Source organism: Nonomuraea sp. NPDC049028, from assembly GCF_043197735.1.
GTDB lineage: Bacteria > Actinomycetota > Actinomycetes > Streptosporangiales > Streptosporangiaceae > Nonomuraea.
Genome location: NZ_JBICTR010000022.1, coordinates 1 through 15,141, shown reverse-complemented (window position 1 = coordinate 15,141; position 15,141 = coordinate 1). Strand labels below are relative to the sequence as shown.

The following is a 15,141-nucleotide window of genomic DNA, read 5'->3' as shown; positions in this document are numbered from 1 at the left end:
TTCTCGCGGCGAGGGGTTGATGGTTTCAGCTCCGCGACGCGCGCACATCGGCGCGCTTGACGGGCTGCGCGGGCTCGCTGTCACCGCGGTCCTGCTGTTTCACGCCGGGCAGATGCGTGGCGGGTTCCTGGGCGTCGACCTGTTCTTCGTCCTGTCCGGCTTTCTGATCACCGGCCTGCTGCTGGAGGAGCTCGGCGGCGGCCGGCTCAACCTGACGGCCTTCTGGGGGCGCCGGGCCCGCCGTCTCCTGCCCGCGCTGACCGTCATGGTCACGTCGACGCTGCCGCTGGCCTGGGCGTTCGCCAGGCCGGACATGCTGAGGTTCGCCCTCCAGGACGCGCCATGGGTGGCCGCCCAGAGCGTGAACTGGCACTATATCCACGAGCAGCTCGGATACTGGGATGCTGCCGGCACCCGCTTGTTCGCCCATCTGTGGAGCATCGGCGTCGAATGGCAGTTCTACCTGGCCTGGCCCCTGGTGGTGGCATTGGCCGGGAAGGGGCCCGGCGGGCAGCGGCGAGTGGCGCTCGTCGCGGTCGCCGGTGCGCTCATCTCGCTCCTGGTCATGATCAAGCTCGGGGCGGCCGTGGACACCACCCGCGCCTACGAGGGCACCGACACCCGGGCCTTCTCTCTCCTGCTCGGCGCGGCCGCCGCCACGGCGCCCGTCCGAGACGCCGTGGCCGGCCTGCCGCGCCTGGCCGTGGACGCGATCTGTGTCCCGCTGCTGTGCGGGCTGTCCGCCTCATGGCTGCTGACCGGCGGGGAAGAGACCCCGGGCCTGTTCCAGGGCGGGATGTTCGCGCACTCCCTGGGCAGCGCCGTGCTGATCGCGCTCCTGGCCCGTACGCCGGACGGTCTCGTGGGCAGGGTGGTCGGCAGCGCAGCGCCGCGACGACTGGGCGAGCTGTCCTACAGCCTGTACCTGTGGCACTGGCCGGTCTATCTGCTGCTGCCCCGGCCGGTGGCCGGGCTCGACGGCTGGGGCTGGACGATCGCCGCGGTCGGACTGTCGCTGCTGGTCGCGCTAGTCTCGAAGGCCGTGGTCGAGGATCCGGTACGACTGCGCGCCCGGTGGGCCACCGGGCGGCGCGGATGGGCGGCGCTGGCCGTCGCGGGAGTGACGGCGGTGGGGCTGTGGGCGGCGATACCGCGGCCGCGACCCGGCGCCGGGACGGTCGATGTGAGCATGCTGAACCAGCCGTAGCCGGAGAGACCATGCCGAAGAACGAGAGCGAACACATGCCGGGAGTGCTCTGGCGGGTGGCCACTGTCATGCCGCGGGCGCTGTGCCGTGTGACGACCGGCCTGCCGGGGATACTGTGCCGCGTGGCGGCCGGCCTGAGCGCGGCGGCGGCGCTGGCGGGCTGCGGGATCACCGACACCGGCGCGCTCCCCGCCGGTCAGCCCGCCCAAGGCGGCCTGACCGAGAACAGCAGCCGCCTGCTGCGGGTGTACTTCGTCACGCCCGAGGGCACCTGGCCGGTCACCCGGCCGGCATCGGACGGAGACCGGTTGCGACAGGCCATGGACGCGCTGCTCGCCGGCCCCACAGCGGCCGAGCGGGCCCGGGGGCTGATCACGCGGCTGCCGGCAGTGACCCAGCCGATCCGGGCCAGGACGACCAAGGGCCGGGTGCAGCTGCGTTTACCGTGGCTGGTGCGCGACCTGCGGCCGGTGGCGGTGAGCCAGCTGGTGTGTACGGCCGCCGCGTCCCCAGGCATCGGCACCGACCCCGTCGTCGAGGTGTTCGAGCCTGGCATGGCGGGCGACCCGTGGCCGGTCAGGTGCGATGAGAGCGGGTCGGCCGTCCCCGCCAAACAGGGAGCCCCCTCGTGACCCGCGTACTGCTGATCGAAGACGACCCGGCCGTGCGCCGGGGCGTGAGCCTCGGCCTGCGCCACCGAGGCCACGAAACCCTGCTGGTGGCGACCGGCGAGGACGGGCTGGCCGAACTCATCGCGAGCGCTCCCGAAGTCGTACTGCTCGACCTGATGCTCCCCGGCATGAGCGGCCTGGAGACGTGCCGCCGCATCCGCGCCTTCAGCCAGGTGCCCATCGTGATCCTTTCCGCGCGCGACGATGACGTGGACGTCGTCGTCGGTCTGGAAGCCGGCGCGGACGACTACGTGATCAAGCCTGCCAGCAGCGAGGTCATCGAAGCCCGCATGCGCGCGGTGCTGCGCCGTACCACCCAGCCCGCCTCCCCCGGCCAGGCCGCCCGCACCATCCACGGCGACCTGCTCGTCGACCGGGTCGCCCTGCGCGTGCTCAAGCACGGCGCGCAACTCGCGCTGGCGCCGACGGAGCTGAAGCTGCTGCTGTTCCTGTCAGGCACGCCCGAACAGACCTTCAGCCGCCAGCAACTCCTGGAGCTGGTGTGGGAACACAGCTTCCACGGCGACTACCGGCTGGTCGACGCGTGCGTGATGCGGTTGCGCGCCAAGATCGAGGACGACCCGCGCGAGCCCCGCTACATCCAGACCGTGCGCGGCTTCGGCTACCGGTTCGGGCCGCTGTGATCCGCGCCGTTCGCGGCTTCGGCTGCCGGGTGATCCACCCCGTACGCGGCCTCGGCTGCTGGTCGGGGCCGCCGCTGTGATCCGCCCGCCCCTCGCCCGAGGTCTGCGAGCCCAGCTGGTCCTGGTGTTCCTGCTGGTCTCGGCGCTCAGCGCGCTGACCGCCGCCGCGTTCACCTTCCGCCAGGGCCGTACCGCGATCGTGGAGCGCGTCCAGGCCGACGCCCTGCAGGGGCTCCGCGCCCACCTCACCGCCCGGGCTCCCGACCTGCCCGCCGACCCCGCCGAGGCGGACCTGCGTACGCTGGCGCTGCAACTGGACCGCGCGGCGGGCACACGCGGCTGGCGCACCGCCCTGTCCTATCGCGGCGGCCCGCTCATCACCGCCGGGGCGCCGGCGCCGCCGCTGCCCGCGCAACTGCGTACCCAGGCGGCCTCGGCGACCACCGCGCTGGCCCAGCGCTTCCACCACGCCCAGACGCCCTGGCTGGCCGTGGCCCTTCCCGTCGTCGCCACCGCACGCCCGCACGATCCCCCGCCGCTCACCGTCTTCGCCTCCTTCTCCCTGGCCTCCCAGCAGCAGGACGTGGACACCCTGGCGGCAGCCGCTCGCTCCGGAGCCCTGCCCGTCGCCCTGGCCTCCATCGTCCTCGCGCTGCTGGCCGCGCGCAGACTGCTGCGACCGGTCCGGCAACTGCGGACGGCCGCCGAGCGGATGGCGGGCGGCAGTCTGGACACCCGCGTGTACGTCACCGGCGACGACGAACTCGCCGACCTCGGCCGTACCTTCAACACCATGGCGGCCACGCTCCAGGCCGACGCGGCCGCGCTGCGCGCCATGGAGGCGCGGGCGCGCCGGTTCGCCGCCGATGTCTCTCACGAGTTGCGTACGCCGCTGGCGGCCATGGCCGCCGTGACGGAAGTCCTCGACGCCGACGCCGCCTCCGGCCGCCTCGCGCCGCTCACCGCCGAAGCGCTGCACCTGGTCTCCGACGAGACGCGCAAGCTCACCCGCCTGGTCGAGGACCTGATCGAGGTATCCCGCTTCGACGCCGGGGCCGCCGTACTGAACCTCGACGAGGTCGATCTGGGCGAGTTCATCGCCAAGACGCTCGCGTTGCGGCACTGGCGGGACCGGGTCCGCACCGATGTTCCCCCGGGGCTGCGCGCCCGCCTCGACCCGCGCCGCGTCGATGTCATCCTCGCCAACCTCGTGGGCAACGCGCTGCGGCACGGCGGCGCGGCGGTGTCAGTGCTTATTCAGGTGCGGGCCGATTTCGAGCAGATCATCATCGCCGTCTCCGACGACGGGCCCGGCATCCCCGCCGACCTTCTGCCCCACGTCTTCGACCGCTTCACCAAAGCCGACGCCGCCCGTACCCGAACCGACGGCAGCGGCCTGGGCCTGGCCATCGCCACCGAGAACGCGCGCCTGCACGGCGGCACCCTCACCGCGGCCAACGCGCCTCACGGCGGAGCCATCCTGACCCTCACCCTGCCTCGCGACCCACCATGAGCCGTCGGTCACCAAGCGTATGCTTGCGGATCTTCTCCTCCCGGGCCAGGCCAGATGGCGTCGAGTTCGCGGAGTGTCTCGTCCGGGAGGGAGATCTCGAGCGCGCGTTGGCCGCGGCCGAGCTGCTCCGTGGACCGTGGTCCGACGATCGTGGCGGTGACGACAGGATTGGCCAGAAGCCAGGCCAGTGCGCGCCGGAGCCGTAGATGCCGTCGATGCACATGTTGGCCCCGACACACGGACGGATCTGGTCCGTACGACCGTCACGGAAGGCGTCCAGAGCGGGCCAGTGCTCCCGTCTTCAGGCGGGATGGTGCAGGCCCGTGGGAATCCTCGCCTCTTCGGGGCGAGGAGCACGTCAAAACGTCTGCAAGCACCGCGCCCATGAGCTGCTCATGGGCTCAGGCACCACACGCAACATCGTCTGCCCCTGGTGGCAACGTCGCAGGTCAGCCGCTTGGCGTGGGTCAGCCGGGCGACGTCGGGGCCCACCTGGCGATCTCAGCCGCCAGATCGCCAGCGTGCTCGCCCAGTTCGTCGACCTCGTCGACATGGACACCTACGAGGTCAAGACCCACGGCATCTGGTCGAGCCACTTCGCCGAGGCCGGCAAGCACGGGAACGCGGCGTACGACGTCCCGGGCGCGTCGTCAAGCAGCACGCTGTGTGGTGGCTGTGGCCCAACACCCGTCTGCTGCGCTACCCCGGCCGCGGCAACTTCTGGTCTTCCAGGCCGTTCCGGTCGGTGTCGACCGGACCCTGGAGACCTGGGACTTCTACTTCGAGACGGCCGACCTCGAGGACACCGAGGCGCAGTCGGTGCGCTACATCGACGAGGTGCTGCAGCGACAGGGACATCGCGCTGGTGGAGAGCGTCCAGCGCGGCATGCGCCCCCAGCCTTCGACCAGGGCCGCATCGTCTGCGACCCGTCCGGCTCAGGGCTGTCCGAGCACGGCGTACATCACTTCCACGGCCTCGTTCTGGACGGTTACCGATCGTGGGTGGAAGGGCTCGGCACCAAGACCGACCACGGGGACGCCGTCTCCACTCTCACCATCTAGGGGAACGACCATGTCCAGGCCCATCATCACCGCTCCTCAAAACCAGTCCGCACGGCGAGAATGAAAGCCATGGACATCGTGCCGCTGATCACGTGGACCTCGCAGTATCTCTCCGACCGAGTCGCCCGATCAATCCGCGAGACCATCCCCGACCCGAGAGTGCTCAGCAACTGGCAAGTCAGCCAGATCGCTCAAGCCGTCACCGCACAAATCGAGGAAGCCGCCCGCCTCGACCGCCCGCGCCAACGACGCCGCGAATGGATGCTCACCATCGTCGGCCTCATCGCCGGCGCCCTGATCTCCATTCCGATCGGCATCTGGATCAACAGCATCAGCTAACCTTCCGCTGCCTGCCGCCCCGCGGCCGCAGTGACGGTTCTGGGGTTACGCCACCCCTTTGACGTGCCAAGTCCTCAGCGGACCGGCAGGCCGGTGACCGCTCTGCCGATGATCAACCGCTGGATCTCCGACGTACCCTCAAAAATGGTGTAAATCTTCGGCGCCCAAAAGGCCCACCTGCAGCTAATACCCGCAAAGCTGCGCTGACCTGGGCAGACCCTTGCCTTCGTTTGTCATCGTTTGTCATCGCTAGCCACCCTCGGGCAGAACTGGAACAGAACCAGACGAAGGGCAGCGACCGCCAGAAACGCCACGGCCCCAGATCACAGAGAGTGATCCGGGGCCGCAGGTGGCCAAGTCAGCCGACCTGCTCCGCGTACATCGACTCCTCCCACGCCTTCACATCCGCGACCTTGTAGCGCACATACCTGCCGATCCTCATGAAGCGCGGCCCACCGCCACGAGAGTTCCACTGGTACACCGTCGAGACGGGCACACCCACCCGTTCTGCCAGATCCTCTGAAGTCAGGTGCTTCTCCGCCGCCGTCGCCCCTCCGCCAGTCGGCCGCCGCCCTTGAGCCTCAGCCGCATATGTCATGCTTTCGCACTAGCTGACATCGCGAGTATATGACGCGTCAGACGCGTCACATACGTCACGCGTCTCTCGGCCACCCGCGCACGGCCTCACCAGCGACGAGAACCACGGCGGCCGACAGCGCCAGCGCACTTCCGCCGATCACACCCCACGTGGCGACTGCCAGCCCCCAGACCGCGACGGCCGTCAGCACGATGCCGACCACGCCTGCCCCGTGCCGCTCCAGCTCCTCGAGGGCCGCGCCGACCACCACGACAACGAGCGGCATCGTCACCGCCAAACCCACGCTGGCCACCTGCGCCAGCGGCGCGGCCGCCCAAACAACCGCCAGCCACGCCGCCACCATCTCGACCCGGAACAGTGCCTTCATCAGGTCTCCAGACGCTCCATGATCTCCTCAGGCAAGGCGTAAGCCTCTCCCCCGTCCTTGCTGACCGGCCACACCCGTCCGTCCGTCACGAGCCGCTTGAGCTGCGTGTGGATCTCGCTCGGCGGGGCCGTCACCCGCCGCTTGAGCACCAGGTGCAGCAGCTCCCCCAACTCCAGCGGCAAGCCCTCCGCTTCGGCGAGCACATCGACAATCGCCGCCTTCACGTCACCAGGCGTCGAACACGGCTCGTTCCTCGCGGCCGCGCGCTTGCCCGTGCGCGGCTCGCGCCCATCCTTCCTCGCGCTGGCGTACTCCTCGATCCAGCCCATCGTCAGGTCGTCGATCCGGCCCGCGGCCGGCTGGCGGGCGAGGAGCTTCGGCTTCTCGGTGTACAGCCACCGCATCAGAGCGGCCCGCCGGTCGATCCCGGACAGGTAGGCCAGGCCCTGCGTAAGCTTCCCGTTCTTGAACGTCGCCGGGAGCAGCGACGGGTCCTGCGGTAGCCCCATCTGATAGGCCGCGCCGGGCGTCTGCGTCCGCAGCGCGCATGCGTTCTTACGGAGCTGCGCCCGCAGCGTCACCGACCCACCCAGCTCGGTCATGTTCGGGTCCTGGGCGACCAGGACGATTCCGCCGCCGCCCTTGCGCCAGGTCTTCGCGCTGGACGCGAGCGTGGCCACGGCCTTCTTGCCGTGAACGTCGTGCGTCAGCAGCTCGGGCGCCTCCTCCAGGATGAAGAAGATGCCGGTCATGCCGCCCGCGTCGGGGTCGCCAGGCACGAGATGGGTCTTGCCGATCCGCTCGTCGCCGTCCTCGTCCACCCAGGGGATGCGGGCGAGGTGGTGGACACGGCGGCGCATCACCCAGTGCCACAGCCCCAGTTCGTCCGCGCAATCGTCCTCGCCGAGGGCGCAGCGGTGGGTGTTGTTGTTCCAGTCCGGCATGGAGCCGCCCTGCGGGTCGAGCAGCACCGTCGCGAGCTTGTCGGACAGATGGGCCAAGCCGAGCAGCGTCTCCACCGACCGGGACTTGCCCGCTTCAGAGTCGCCGACGATGATTCCGTGCCGCATCCCGCCGGACTCCGTGAAGAACGCCCAGTGAGCAGGCTGCAGGTCGTAGAAGAACCCAACGTGCGCGCGGCCGTCCTTGCCGATGCGGGGCTGGATGTCCTCGAATCGGCGCACCTCAGCCAGCGTGTCATCCTCCAGCAGAGTGAACAGGGCGCGGGAGTTATCGCCCGAGGGCGACGGCTCCAGCACGGCGAGCTGCGTCGAGGTCTGGTAGGCCGAAGCCACCTTCCCCGCGACCGCCATGATGTCCTTGGTCTCCTTCTCGCCCGGGATCGCACGGATCTCCGCGCGATACCCGGCGTCGATCCGCTTCGGCGTCGTCAGCGTCATGCCGTCCAGCGCCTTGCCCTTGGCGGCCAGGCGCTCGTTGAACCGCGCGATGATCCGCGCCACCTCGGAATCAATCTCGACCTGCTCGACGGTGATGCGCGGCGCCTCCTCGGCCGCCTCTGTACGGCCGGGCAGGGGCAGGCGGCGGTGACGCCGCCAGTGCAACAGCGCGAACGTCAGCCAGCCGGCCACCCCGACCTTGACCACCAATCCGGTGGGGCCAATGGGGGCGGTGGCGATGAGCCAGGCCGCGCCGAACGCCGCGGCGGCGACGTTCTGGCGGGCCTGGACTGCCTTTCGGACCGGGACCACAACCGTGGCTGCCGCGATGAGGACGGCCACGACCGGGTGGACCGGCAGCAGGTAGATTCCTGCTGATAGCGGTAGCGCTATTAGCCACGCGAACGGAGCCGCCATCACCATGCGGTACCGCTGGCGGAACGCGACCCGCCTCACTGTGCGGGACTCCCGGCCCAACCGGGCCGCAGCAATCTTCGCCGTCACAGGGGACACCAACACCCCCCGAACAGCGGAAAGCCCCCGAACCGTCAACCAGTCCGAGGGCACATGTCTCTCCGTCGCCCGGAAGTGTTACACACCCCGCGCACCCAGCGCAAGCCGACAGCGGAACCGCAATCAGCGCGGCTCCTCCTCACCTCCCACCCGCGCCCGGCCCGGGAGCATGACCATTAACATCGCCGCACCATCGCACGATATTTAGTCATGACCGTGCGACGACACCCGCGCTCTTCCTCATCCCGCATGCTCCCGCCCGGCCCCTCCGCTCGCACCACGAAGGTGATCGCCGCACGCCAACGCCTCAAGCCACGCCCACGCCGCAAGCTCCGCGATGTCCGCTGGAACGTCCAATGGTGGGCAGCCCTCACCAGCGTCATCGCTGGACTCATGTCCGTGCCAGCGCTCATCATCTCCATGAACGCGTTGGCCCTCGGCGAACAGCAGCAGGCCGACGCGCGTGCACAGCGAGCAGAAGATCAGAAGCTACGAGCACAGGCCAGCGCCGACGCCGACGAGCTCGCGCGGACCGCCTTCGTCAGGGCCGTTCACATATGGCCCGACTACCAGGTGCTCACAAACGTCTATCAATGGAACGTACGAAACTCCAACAGCCAACCAGTTGAGGTGTATCTCCGGTGGACTCCGGTTCCGGCCCCCTCAGAGACGAACCCCGCCCTCGTCTGGGAGATGGAAGCTGAACCTTGCAGTCAGAGCGTGATGCTTCCGGACTTTCCACTCTCGATAAAAGAGAGCAAGAAGCGGGTATCAGGGCGCTTCGAGCTTGTTGTCGTTAGCGGTCCAGAAGATGCTTGGGTGCTCGATGATTTTGGGGGATACAGCCGTGAACCTGTCAATCTGACGAAATGGCTTGCTCAAGATCCAGGCAACAGCTACACACCGGTCGACCCATTGCACGTCAAGCGCGCCATTGTCCCATGCACCTGACCCCCAGCTTGCATCACGACGAGCGATCACGCCCCGACCTCGTCAGCGACCAAGCCCCGCTCCTCCACCGCACTGACGTGACAGCCCCCGTACACGAAGTACCCCACCCGCGCGTCCCACCGCAGATTCCGCTCACCACACCGGCACCGCGCCGGCGTCCACCCCAGCCCCTCCCCCAGCCGCCGCTCCCACCGAAGCGCCACCTCCACCAGACCAGTCAACTCCCCCACCACAAGCACGCTCTCCAAGTTGTCCACCAAGAACGCAACCGCGCGACCACGCGCCTCCGAACCCCGCGACAGCCCCACAGGAGCAGGCCAACCCCGCAACTGGAGGAAGCGTGACTCGAACCAGAGCAGCTCCCCCGTCAACTCGTCCAGCAGATCCCCCACCGGCGACGGGCTTCCATGTGGACGCGTCCCCGACACCCGCGACCAACGCGACGCCGGCCGCAAACCGTCCGCATCCGCCGCCCACTCCGACGCGAGCCTCCGCACCTCCAGCAGCGCACGCCTCGTCGTCGCCGTGCACCGGCCACACACCAGCGGGTCACCCCGCCGCCACCGAAGCTCTGGAACCTCCGGCTCCGCAGGCGGCTCCCCCACCTCCCCGCCGCGCGCCCACTCGTCCACCAGATCCGCATGCTCCTCACGAGCCGCCTCGAAAGCAGCCCAGGCACGCCGCGACCTGCCATTACACGGACCCACACACGCGCCCCGAACCACCGACACCCCAGAAGCAAGACCAGACACGGCACCCCCGACCCCGAGACGAAACGCCCACACGGCTACAAGATCAAATTCTTTTCGCAGGAACCAAGCCAAATGCAGCCCTGGCTGGGCCCGACCCAAGGGCCCTGGGGGGCACGCGAAAGCGCCGAACCGCGCGATGCGGTCCGGCGCTGGTCAGCGCGGTAAGCGCTAGACGCGAATGCCCACGCGCGCCGCAAGCTTGCGTGCACTCTCCAGGTCACGCGCCACCCAAGACCACTCGCGGCGCTGGGCGTGCTGACGTAGGGCCTGCAACAGGTAGAGAGCTGCGGAGAGATACTGCCCGACCTCCGTCGCGCCGCCACGCCGGTGCAGCGGCGGACGCACAGCTTGCCGTCCCAGAGCTCCATGTTCTGCGATAGGCCGTTGGGCGGGACGATCACGGGGATGCGCTTCGCGTCGGTGATGACCTCGAACTGCGGGCCCTGCGGCGACTTCCACGGCCTGGCCTGCCCGCCGTACAGCTCCGCGACGCCCTGGATCATCTCCTCGGACGGGCTCGTGAACCGGAAAGTCTCGATCTTGCTGGGGTACTCCTTGCCGTTCTTGCTGATCTTCTTCACGCCGAGACGGATCCGGCCGTCCTGCCAGTGGCGGCGCTGCAGTACGGAGGGGTCGATGGGCATCAGGCGGCGTCCTTCCTGGTGGCCTTGCTCGGGGGCTGGATGGGCTTGTGGCCGCGCATTTCGAGTCCGTGGACGTAGTGCGCGAGCGGGAGCAGCCCGCAGAAGGCGTCGAACGCGTCCCGGTCAGCGGGCAGAGGGACGAAGCCGTACTCCGTCTCACGGAGGTTGAGGATGGCCGTCCCGGCGAACTCCGGGACGGGGTACTCGTGGCTGGCATCGTGGTTGTCCGTCTCGCCGTATCTGCACGACGGCGGGCACACCAGGGCGACCTCCGCGTTCCGCAGCGCTGCGAGTTGCAGCTGGTAGTCCTCGTAGACGGCGCTGGCCGGCTTGGTCAGCGAGGTCTTCATGTCGATGAGCCACAACCCGGACGGGGTGGGGATCGGGTCGGGCGGGACCGCGCGCGGCTTGAACTTCGGGATAATCGGCGACGTCGGACCGTCGAAGCGGAGGTTGGCCCAGATGTCGCTCGTGCCCCCGTAGGGGATGGTGCGATTGATTACCGTGCACTCGGCCGCCACGATGTCGCGGCGGATGTCCACTCCGAAGTCGGCGAGGAACTGCCGGTAGGAGTTGACGAACGGTTCGGCTTCCTCGTCTGGGATGTATGGGGCGCCGAGGTTGATCGCTTCGCCGATGGCGTGCACGCGGGAGCCGAGGTCAGCCTTCTTGTCCCACTGGACCCGGTACTGCGCCTTGGCCAGCTTGATGAACTCCACCATGTCGTCGGGGTCAGCGGCCGCACGGATCGCGTCGGGGAGGTTGTCCATCAGCCAGATCGCGGTGTCCCTCGCGGCGGCGGGGGCCAGGGCCTCGATCATGTGCTGGTCGATGGCGTTGGTGACGGAGATCTTCATCCGGTTGGGGTCGTCCGGGTCAAGCATCGGGTCGCAGTAGTAGCGGCCCGCGCTGGTGGGGACGGCGTGGCTCGGGTCGTACTCGTCGCGCTCGTCCTCGCGGATGGTGATGCTCATGCACCACCGCCGAGGTGCCCGTCATAGTCGGCCTGGCCGAACCAGCCGAATCGGTATTCGTCCTCGGTCATCGGGTCGAGCTGGGCGCCGCCGCGCACGCTCGGCTGGCGCGGGGTGTGTTGCTGTTCGTCGGTCTTGAGAGCGCCGAGGTAGTCGATCAGTTCCGCTTCGGTGGGGGGCATGGTGGTCGATGGGGTCACTGGGTGTCCTCTTCGCATTCGGCGGCCAGGAGCTTTCGGCCGGTCTCCTCGATGAGCTGGTAGGCGGCGTCGTAGTCGCCGAGGACGTCGGCGAGCAGACGAGTGAGCGCGGACTTGGCGTGGTGGTTCCAGTGCTCGGCAGCTCTTGTGGCGATGAGCTGCACCAGTTCGTCGGGGATCGGCGCTTGAGTGGTGTTGGTCATGCTGAGTGCGGCACCGCTGTTAGCGGACGGGGACGTACTGGACGTGGACTAGAACGGCCTTGGTCCCGCTGTCCTTTGTGACGGTGCGGGTGGTGGCTTGGAACGTTCCGCTGTCGTCGTTGCGGAACCCCTTGTAGCCGTTCTTGACGGCGTTGAAGAGGCGGTTGGCGTCACGCCTGCCTTCAGGTGTGTCGGGGGCTTCCGCGATGACTGCCCATTTGCTGGGGTTCTTCTGAAGTTCGGCCGCTACGGGCTCGTACTCCTTGTTGGTGCTGGTTTTTACGGGCGCTGGGTCTTCCCAGCGGATGATGCCTGTGGGCATGGCGATATGACGCTCCGTGGTTCGAGGGTGGTTTTGCCGAGCTTTTCGCCGGTGCGCTGCTTTTCGGTCGCACTCGATCGAACCGACATAACGACACTATCGCGTCATGACGCACCATGCAACGTCTGACGCATCATTTGCGCCATCGCAGCCACCTCGCTTATATCACGCAGAGTAATCGCTTACTTTGCGATGACAGAGGACGATTGACGCTTCAGTTGATACCGTTGCGCCAGACTCGTATGACGCATCAAATGCCGTGAAGGGACACCCAACTCGCCGTGGCCGACCTCAACCAGCCCTCAGCAGTGGTCCAGCTCCTCATTGATCGCCGCAACACCCCAGGAGGGCTCAAGCGACGCATCTCCACCCGCGCCGCCGCCGCACGCGCGAAGAAACTGACCGGCGATGCGTTGTCTGAGCCCACCTGGCGACGCATTGAGTCCGGCGAGAAGATCCCTGAAGACCGAGAACTCGTCCTCATGGCGGCCGCGATCAACGACCTCGCGAACGAGCCTGTCATCACCCCGGACGACCTTCAGGAGCGGAGCCGGCCAGCGGCGGCCGAGCTGTTCCGCGAGTGGATCCGAGAGCGGACGAAGGCGGATCCCGCGCTGGCCGCGATCGACGCCGACGTCACGCCCGAGCATGTGCAGCAGAAGCTTCAGACGATGCTCCTCCAGATACGAAATCTGAAGGGCGTTCCCCACGATCAGCGCGGCCAAATAGAGGCGATCATGCTGGCCCAGATCGAGGCCACCCTCGACGCGACGAATGCGCAACTGCGGATCCTCAAGCCGGAGTAGCTAGTTCAGCCAGTGGCGCGACGCGTAGGCGCCAAGCTGGAACAGGGTAGTGACCCCGGCCTTGCGCTTGATGCCGTCAAGGCGCCGGTTCACGGTACGCGGATGCACTCTGAGCGCGCTGGCGATGCGCTCGACAGGAGCACCGCCCACCAGCATTTCCAGGACCGCCATCTCGTCAGCGTCCAAGCCGCTGGAACTGGCGAATTGCCCCGGGTCAGGCTGAAGCGGCAACGCCCGTTCCCACTCGGACTCGAAGGCATGGACGAAGAAGTCCGCCAGCGTGCCCGGACGCACCAAACATGTGGCCGCCCTCGCGATCCCGTGGATAGCGGGGCGTCAACGCCATGCGCCGATCTGAGATCAGGAGCTTATGCGGCAGCCTGTCAGCGAGCCTGATTTCGCACCCCCGATCGAGGGAGTGGTACAGGCCGTTGATCGCCGACTGGCTCTGGAACGCTTTCCACTCAAAGATGACGCGACACTTCACGGGGTGGTTTACAAGATCCAGACTTGAAGTTTCGCCAGTACGTTCGGGTGTCTTCAGCGACAGGAAGGGGTCCGTGACGAGCTGCATGATTTCGTGCTCGGCCGTGGCGTTCAGGGTCTCGTACCAGTGCAGGACCTGTTCGCGGCTGGGCAGCACGGAGATGGCGTCCCCACCGTCAGGCTGGTGGGCGTTGTCATACATTCGATCCAGATCTTCCACGTACGACTGGACCCGCCGAAGCTCCGCTTCCTGCGCGGAGAGGACGCCGTTCAACGCTATGGATGGGCGCCGCGCCATCAGGGGGTCTCCGTGCACGAGGCCCCGGACCGTCAGCTCGTACAGGTCATCGTGGACCTGTACACCGAACTGGCCCTCCAGCTCACCGATGCTGGCGGACCCGGTGGCCAGCAGGTGCCGATAGAGGCGTTCCTGCTCAAAGCTCAGGCCGGCGATCCGGTGCGGCACGTCGTTTTCCTCCCCGATGGCGCAGTGACTGCGTTGTCAGCGCGCGATAGAGCTGATCTCCCCACGCATGTTCTCGAACAAACGTTTGTGATGCTGCCCAAGAAGGAACGTCTGCTGAGCCACACGAACCCACTTCCGCCACCGGATGACCTGGAACGTGGCAGTGACGGGTACAGCGGCCGTCCACAAGCCCAGCAGGACGACGGCTGTCACGCTGAGGGCTTCGTTGACGTGCAGGATGAGGAATGCAAGAGCGGTTGTCACCCAGCCCGCGACCGACATCACGGCCAGGCTGAGCAGCCACGTGCGGATGGCATGACAGATGATCATGATTCTCCGAGACTCACTGAGGTTCTTGCCGCCCTCCGGGCTCGACGCCCCGACTACATGCCACCCGTGTGCGAGTTCGGCGCCGACTCCACCGGAATGTCGATAGTGGTGGGGGTCGGTGACGGCGCCTCGGCCGCAGGGTCCACCTCCTGCGCCGATGCCGGCTCGGTGACCGTAACGATCGGCTCCGGAGCCGGAGTGACGTCGTCAGCGTAAGCGACGCCGGACGCTGACGCGATCATGCCCGCAGCGACGAAAGCGAGGACGTACCTGGTCAGGCGCGGAAGCGCTCCCATGAACATGGTGGAACTCCTTCAGGGTTGGATCGGTACAAGGAAAGATTGCGGACACCGATTGACATTTGTCACTCGTGGGCGTCACGCCATGGAGTGACCATAAAAGTGCTTTGACCGACCGTTGTCTACAATTTCGGACAGCATGTTGGCGACATGGCACTTATCTGACACGGACTTGCGCCAGATTGCGAATGCCAGCGCAGGGGCCGCTCTGACAAGAACGACCCCCGGTGTGGCGCATACTTGTCGGGCGTGGATGATAGAACGCTCTCTGCAATCGTTCACGAGAAAGGCGGGATCAATGACGTGATCTCAATCAATTGCCGGTAGGTAGTCGTGCTCGAAATGGGTGAGGACAAGCGCTGCGCGAGCGATGTCGCCGATTCGGCTGGGGCTG

The 15,141-nt window shown here is 67.7% G+C and carries 22 protein-coding genes and 1 pseudogene; 8 read left to right on the top strand and 15 right to left on the bottom strand.

Annotated features, from left to right (window positions below; all coding sequences use genetic code 11):
* The first annotated feature begins 19 nt into the window (after nt 1–19).
* From ACGFJ2_RS55460 to ACGFJ2_RS55445, 4 genes are all read left to right on the top strand, one after another.
* Complete coding sequence (locus tag ACGFJ2_RS55460) at nt 20–1,207, top strand: acyltransferase family protein (protein WP_393482906.1); 1,188 nt, start codon at nt 20–22, stop codon at nt 1,205–1,207.
* A gap of 11 nt (nt 1,208–1,218) precedes the next feature.
* Nucleotides 1,219–1,839, top strand: coding sequence for a GerMN domain-containing protein (locus ACGFJ2_RS55455; RefSeq protein ID WP_393482903.1), 621 nt, complete (start codon nt 1,219–1,221; stop codon nt 1,837–1,839).
* Nucleotides 1,836–2,522: a response regulator transcription factor gene (locus tag ACGFJ2_RS55450; protein WP_393482900.1), complete on the top strand. Its 687-nt coding sequence runs from the start codon at nt 1,836–1,838 to the stop codon at nt 2,520–2,522. Before ACGFJ2_RS55455 ends, ACGFJ2_RS55450 begins: the two co-directional genes overlap by 4 nt.
* 76 nt (nt 2,523–2,598) lie before the next feature.
* Nucleotides 2,599–4,035, top strand: coding sequence for a sensor histidine kinase (locus ACGFJ2_RS55445; protein WP_393482897.1), 1,437 nt, complete (start codon nt 2,599–2,601; stop codon nt 4,033–4,035).
* Nucleotides 4,036–4,043: 8 nt separating this feature from the next.
* Here the strand turns inward: ACGFJ2_RS55445 and ACGFJ2_RS55440 are convergent, their stop codons facing one another.
* Nucleotides 4,044–4,256, bottom strand: coding sequence for an aldo/keto reductase (locus ACGFJ2_RS55440; protein WP_393482894.1), 213 nt, complete (start codon nt 4,254–4,256; stop codon nt 4,044–4,046).
* Nucleotides 4,257–4,704: 448 nt separating this feature from the next.
* Between ACGFJ2_RS55440 and ACGFJ2_RS55435 the strand changes: the two genes are divergently transcribed.
* Nucleotides 4,705–5,097 (top strand): hypothetical protein, encoded by a 393-nt coding sequence (locus tag ACGFJ2_RS55435; protein ID WP_393482891.1) that lies wholly within the window; start codon nt 4,705–4,707, stop codon nt 5,095–5,097.
* 69 nt (nt 5,098–5,166) lie between these two features.
* Nucleotides 5,167–5,436 (top strand): hypothetical protein, encoded by a 270-nt coding sequence (locus ACGFJ2_RS55430; RefSeq protein ID WP_393482888.1) that lies wholly within the window; start codon nt 5,167–5,169, stop codon nt 5,434–5,436.
* Nucleotides 5,437–5,510: 74 nt separating this feature from the next.
* Here the strand turns inward: ACGFJ2_RS55430 and ACGFJ2_RS55425 are convergent.
* The 4 genes and pseudogenes from ACGFJ2_RS55425 to ACGFJ2_RS55410 form a co-directional block, all read right to left on the bottom strand.
* Nucleotides 5,511–5,591 (bottom strand): annotated as a pseudogene (locus ACGFJ2_RS55425) (hypothetical protein); the annotation flags it as partial.
* Between the two features lie 203 nt (nt 5,592–5,794).
* Nucleotides 5,795–6,034 (bottom strand): helix-turn-helix transcriptional regulator, encoded by a 240-nt coding sequence (locus ACGFJ2_RS55420; RefSeq protein ID WP_393482885.1) that lies wholly within the window; start codon nt 6,032–6,034, stop codon nt 5,795–5,797.
* Nucleotides 6,035–6,089: 55 nt separating this feature from the next.
* Nucleotides 6,090–6,401 carry a hypothetical protein gene (locus ACGFJ2_RS55415; RefSeq protein WP_393482882.1) on the bottom strand — a complete coding sequence of 104 codons (312 nt, stop codon included), beginning with the start codon at nt 6,399–6,401 and terminating at the stop codon, nt 6,090–6,092.
* Nucleotides 6,401–8,218 carry a hypothetical protein gene (locus ACGFJ2_RS55410; protein WP_393482879.1) on the bottom strand — a complete coding sequence of 606 codons (1,818 nt, stop codon included), beginning with the start codon at nt 8,216–8,218 and terminating at the stop codon, nt 6,401–6,403. The genes ACGFJ2_RS55415 and ACGFJ2_RS55410 overlap by 1 nt, the downstream gene beginning before the upstream one ends.
* 381 nt (nt 8,219–8,599) lie before the next feature.
* On the opposite strand from ACGFJ2_RS55410, the gene ACGFJ2_RS55405 reads away from it, so the two are divergent.
* Nucleotides 8,600–9,265 (top strand): hypothetical protein, encoded by a 666-nt coding sequence (locus ACGFJ2_RS55405; protein ID WP_393482876.1) that lies wholly within the window; start codon nt 8,600–8,602, stop codon nt 9,263–9,265.
* A gap of 26 nt (nt 9,266–9,291) precedes the next feature.
* Here the strand turns inward: ACGFJ2_RS55405 and ACGFJ2_RS55400 are convergent, their stop codons facing one another.
* The 6 genes from ACGFJ2_RS55400 to ACGFJ2_RS55375 form a co-directional block, all read right to left on the bottom strand.
* Complete coding sequence (locus tag ACGFJ2_RS55400; protein WP_393482873.1) at nt 9,292–9,657, bottom strand: hypothetical protein; 366 nt, start codon at nt 9,655–9,657, stop codon at nt 9,292–9,294.
* A gap of 395 nt (nt 9,658–10,052) precedes the next feature.
* Nucleotides 10,053–10,661, bottom strand: coding sequence for a hypothetical protein (locus tag ACGFJ2_RS55395; RefSeq protein ID WP_393482870.1), 609 nt, complete (start codon nt 10,659–10,661; stop codon nt 10,053–10,055).
* On the bottom strand, nt 10,661–11,635 hold the full coding sequence (locus ACGFJ2_RS55390; RefSeq protein WP_393482867.1) for a hypothetical protein: 975 nt from the start codon (nt 11,633–11,635) through the stop codon (nt 10,661–10,663). The genes ACGFJ2_RS55395 and ACGFJ2_RS55390 overlap by 1 nt, the downstream gene beginning before the upstream one ends.
* Complete coding sequence (locus tag ACGFJ2_RS55385) at nt 11,632–11,835, bottom strand: hypothetical protein (protein WP_393482865.1); 204 nt, start codon at nt 11,833–11,835, stop codon at nt 11,632–11,634. Before ACGFJ2_RS55385 ends, ACGFJ2_RS55390 begins: the two co-directional genes overlap by 4 nt.
* Nucleotides 11,832–12,038: a hypothetical protein gene (locus ACGFJ2_RS55380; RefSeq protein ID WP_393482862.1), complete on the bottom strand. Its 207-nt coding sequence runs from the start codon at nt 12,036–12,038 to the stop codon at nt 11,832–11,834. Before ACGFJ2_RS55380 ends, ACGFJ2_RS55385 begins: the two co-directional genes overlap by 4 nt.
* A gap of 19 nt (nt 12,039–12,057) precedes the next feature.
* Nucleotides 12,058–12,360 carry a hypothetical protein gene (locus ACGFJ2_RS55375; protein WP_393482860.1) on the bottom strand — a complete coding sequence of 101 codons (303 nt, stop codon included), beginning with the start codon at nt 12,358–12,360 and terminating at the stop codon, nt 12,058–12,060.
* Between the two features lie 281 nt (nt 12,361–12,641).
* On the opposite strand from ACGFJ2_RS55375, the gene ACGFJ2_RS55370 reads away from it, so the two are divergent.
* Nucleotides 12,642–13,166 carry a hypothetical protein gene (locus ACGFJ2_RS55370; protein WP_393482857.1) on the top strand — a complete coding sequence of 175 codons (525 nt, stop codon included), beginning with the start codon at nt 12,642–12,644 and terminating at the stop codon, nt 13,164–13,166.
* Here ACGFJ2_RS55370 and ACGFJ2_RS55365 read toward each other — a convergent pair whose 3' ends face one another.
* The 4 genes from ACGFJ2_RS55365 to ACGFJ2_RS55350 are packed head-to-tail and all read right to left on the bottom strand — an operon-like array spanning nt 13,167 to nt 14,750.
* Nucleotides 13,167–13,337, bottom strand: a complete 171-nt coding sequence (locus ACGFJ2_RS55365) for a LuxR C-terminal-related transcriptional regulator (RefSeq protein ID WP_393482854.1) — start codon at nt 13,335–13,337, stop codon at nt 13,167–13,169.
* A 43-nt stretch (nt 13,338–13,380) separates the two neighbouring features.
* Nucleotides 13,381–14,118 (bottom strand): hypothetical protein, encoded by a 738-nt coding sequence (locus ACGFJ2_RS55360; protein WP_393482851.1) that lies wholly within the window; start codon nt 14,116–14,118, stop codon nt 13,381–13,383.
* Between the two features lie 36 nt (nt 14,119–14,154).
* Nucleotides 14,155–14,448 (bottom strand): hypothetical protein, encoded by a 294-nt coding sequence (locus ACGFJ2_RS55355; protein ID WP_393482848.1) that lies wholly within the window; start codon nt 14,446–14,448, stop codon nt 14,155–14,157.
* A gap of 53 nt (nt 14,449–14,501) precedes the next feature.
* Nucleotides 14,502–14,750: a hypothetical protein gene (locus tag ACGFJ2_RS55350; protein ID WP_393482845.1), complete on the bottom strand. Its 249-nt coding sequence runs from the start codon at nt 14,748–14,750 to the stop codon at nt 14,502–14,504.
* Nucleotides 14,751–15,141: the final 391 nt, after the last annotated feature.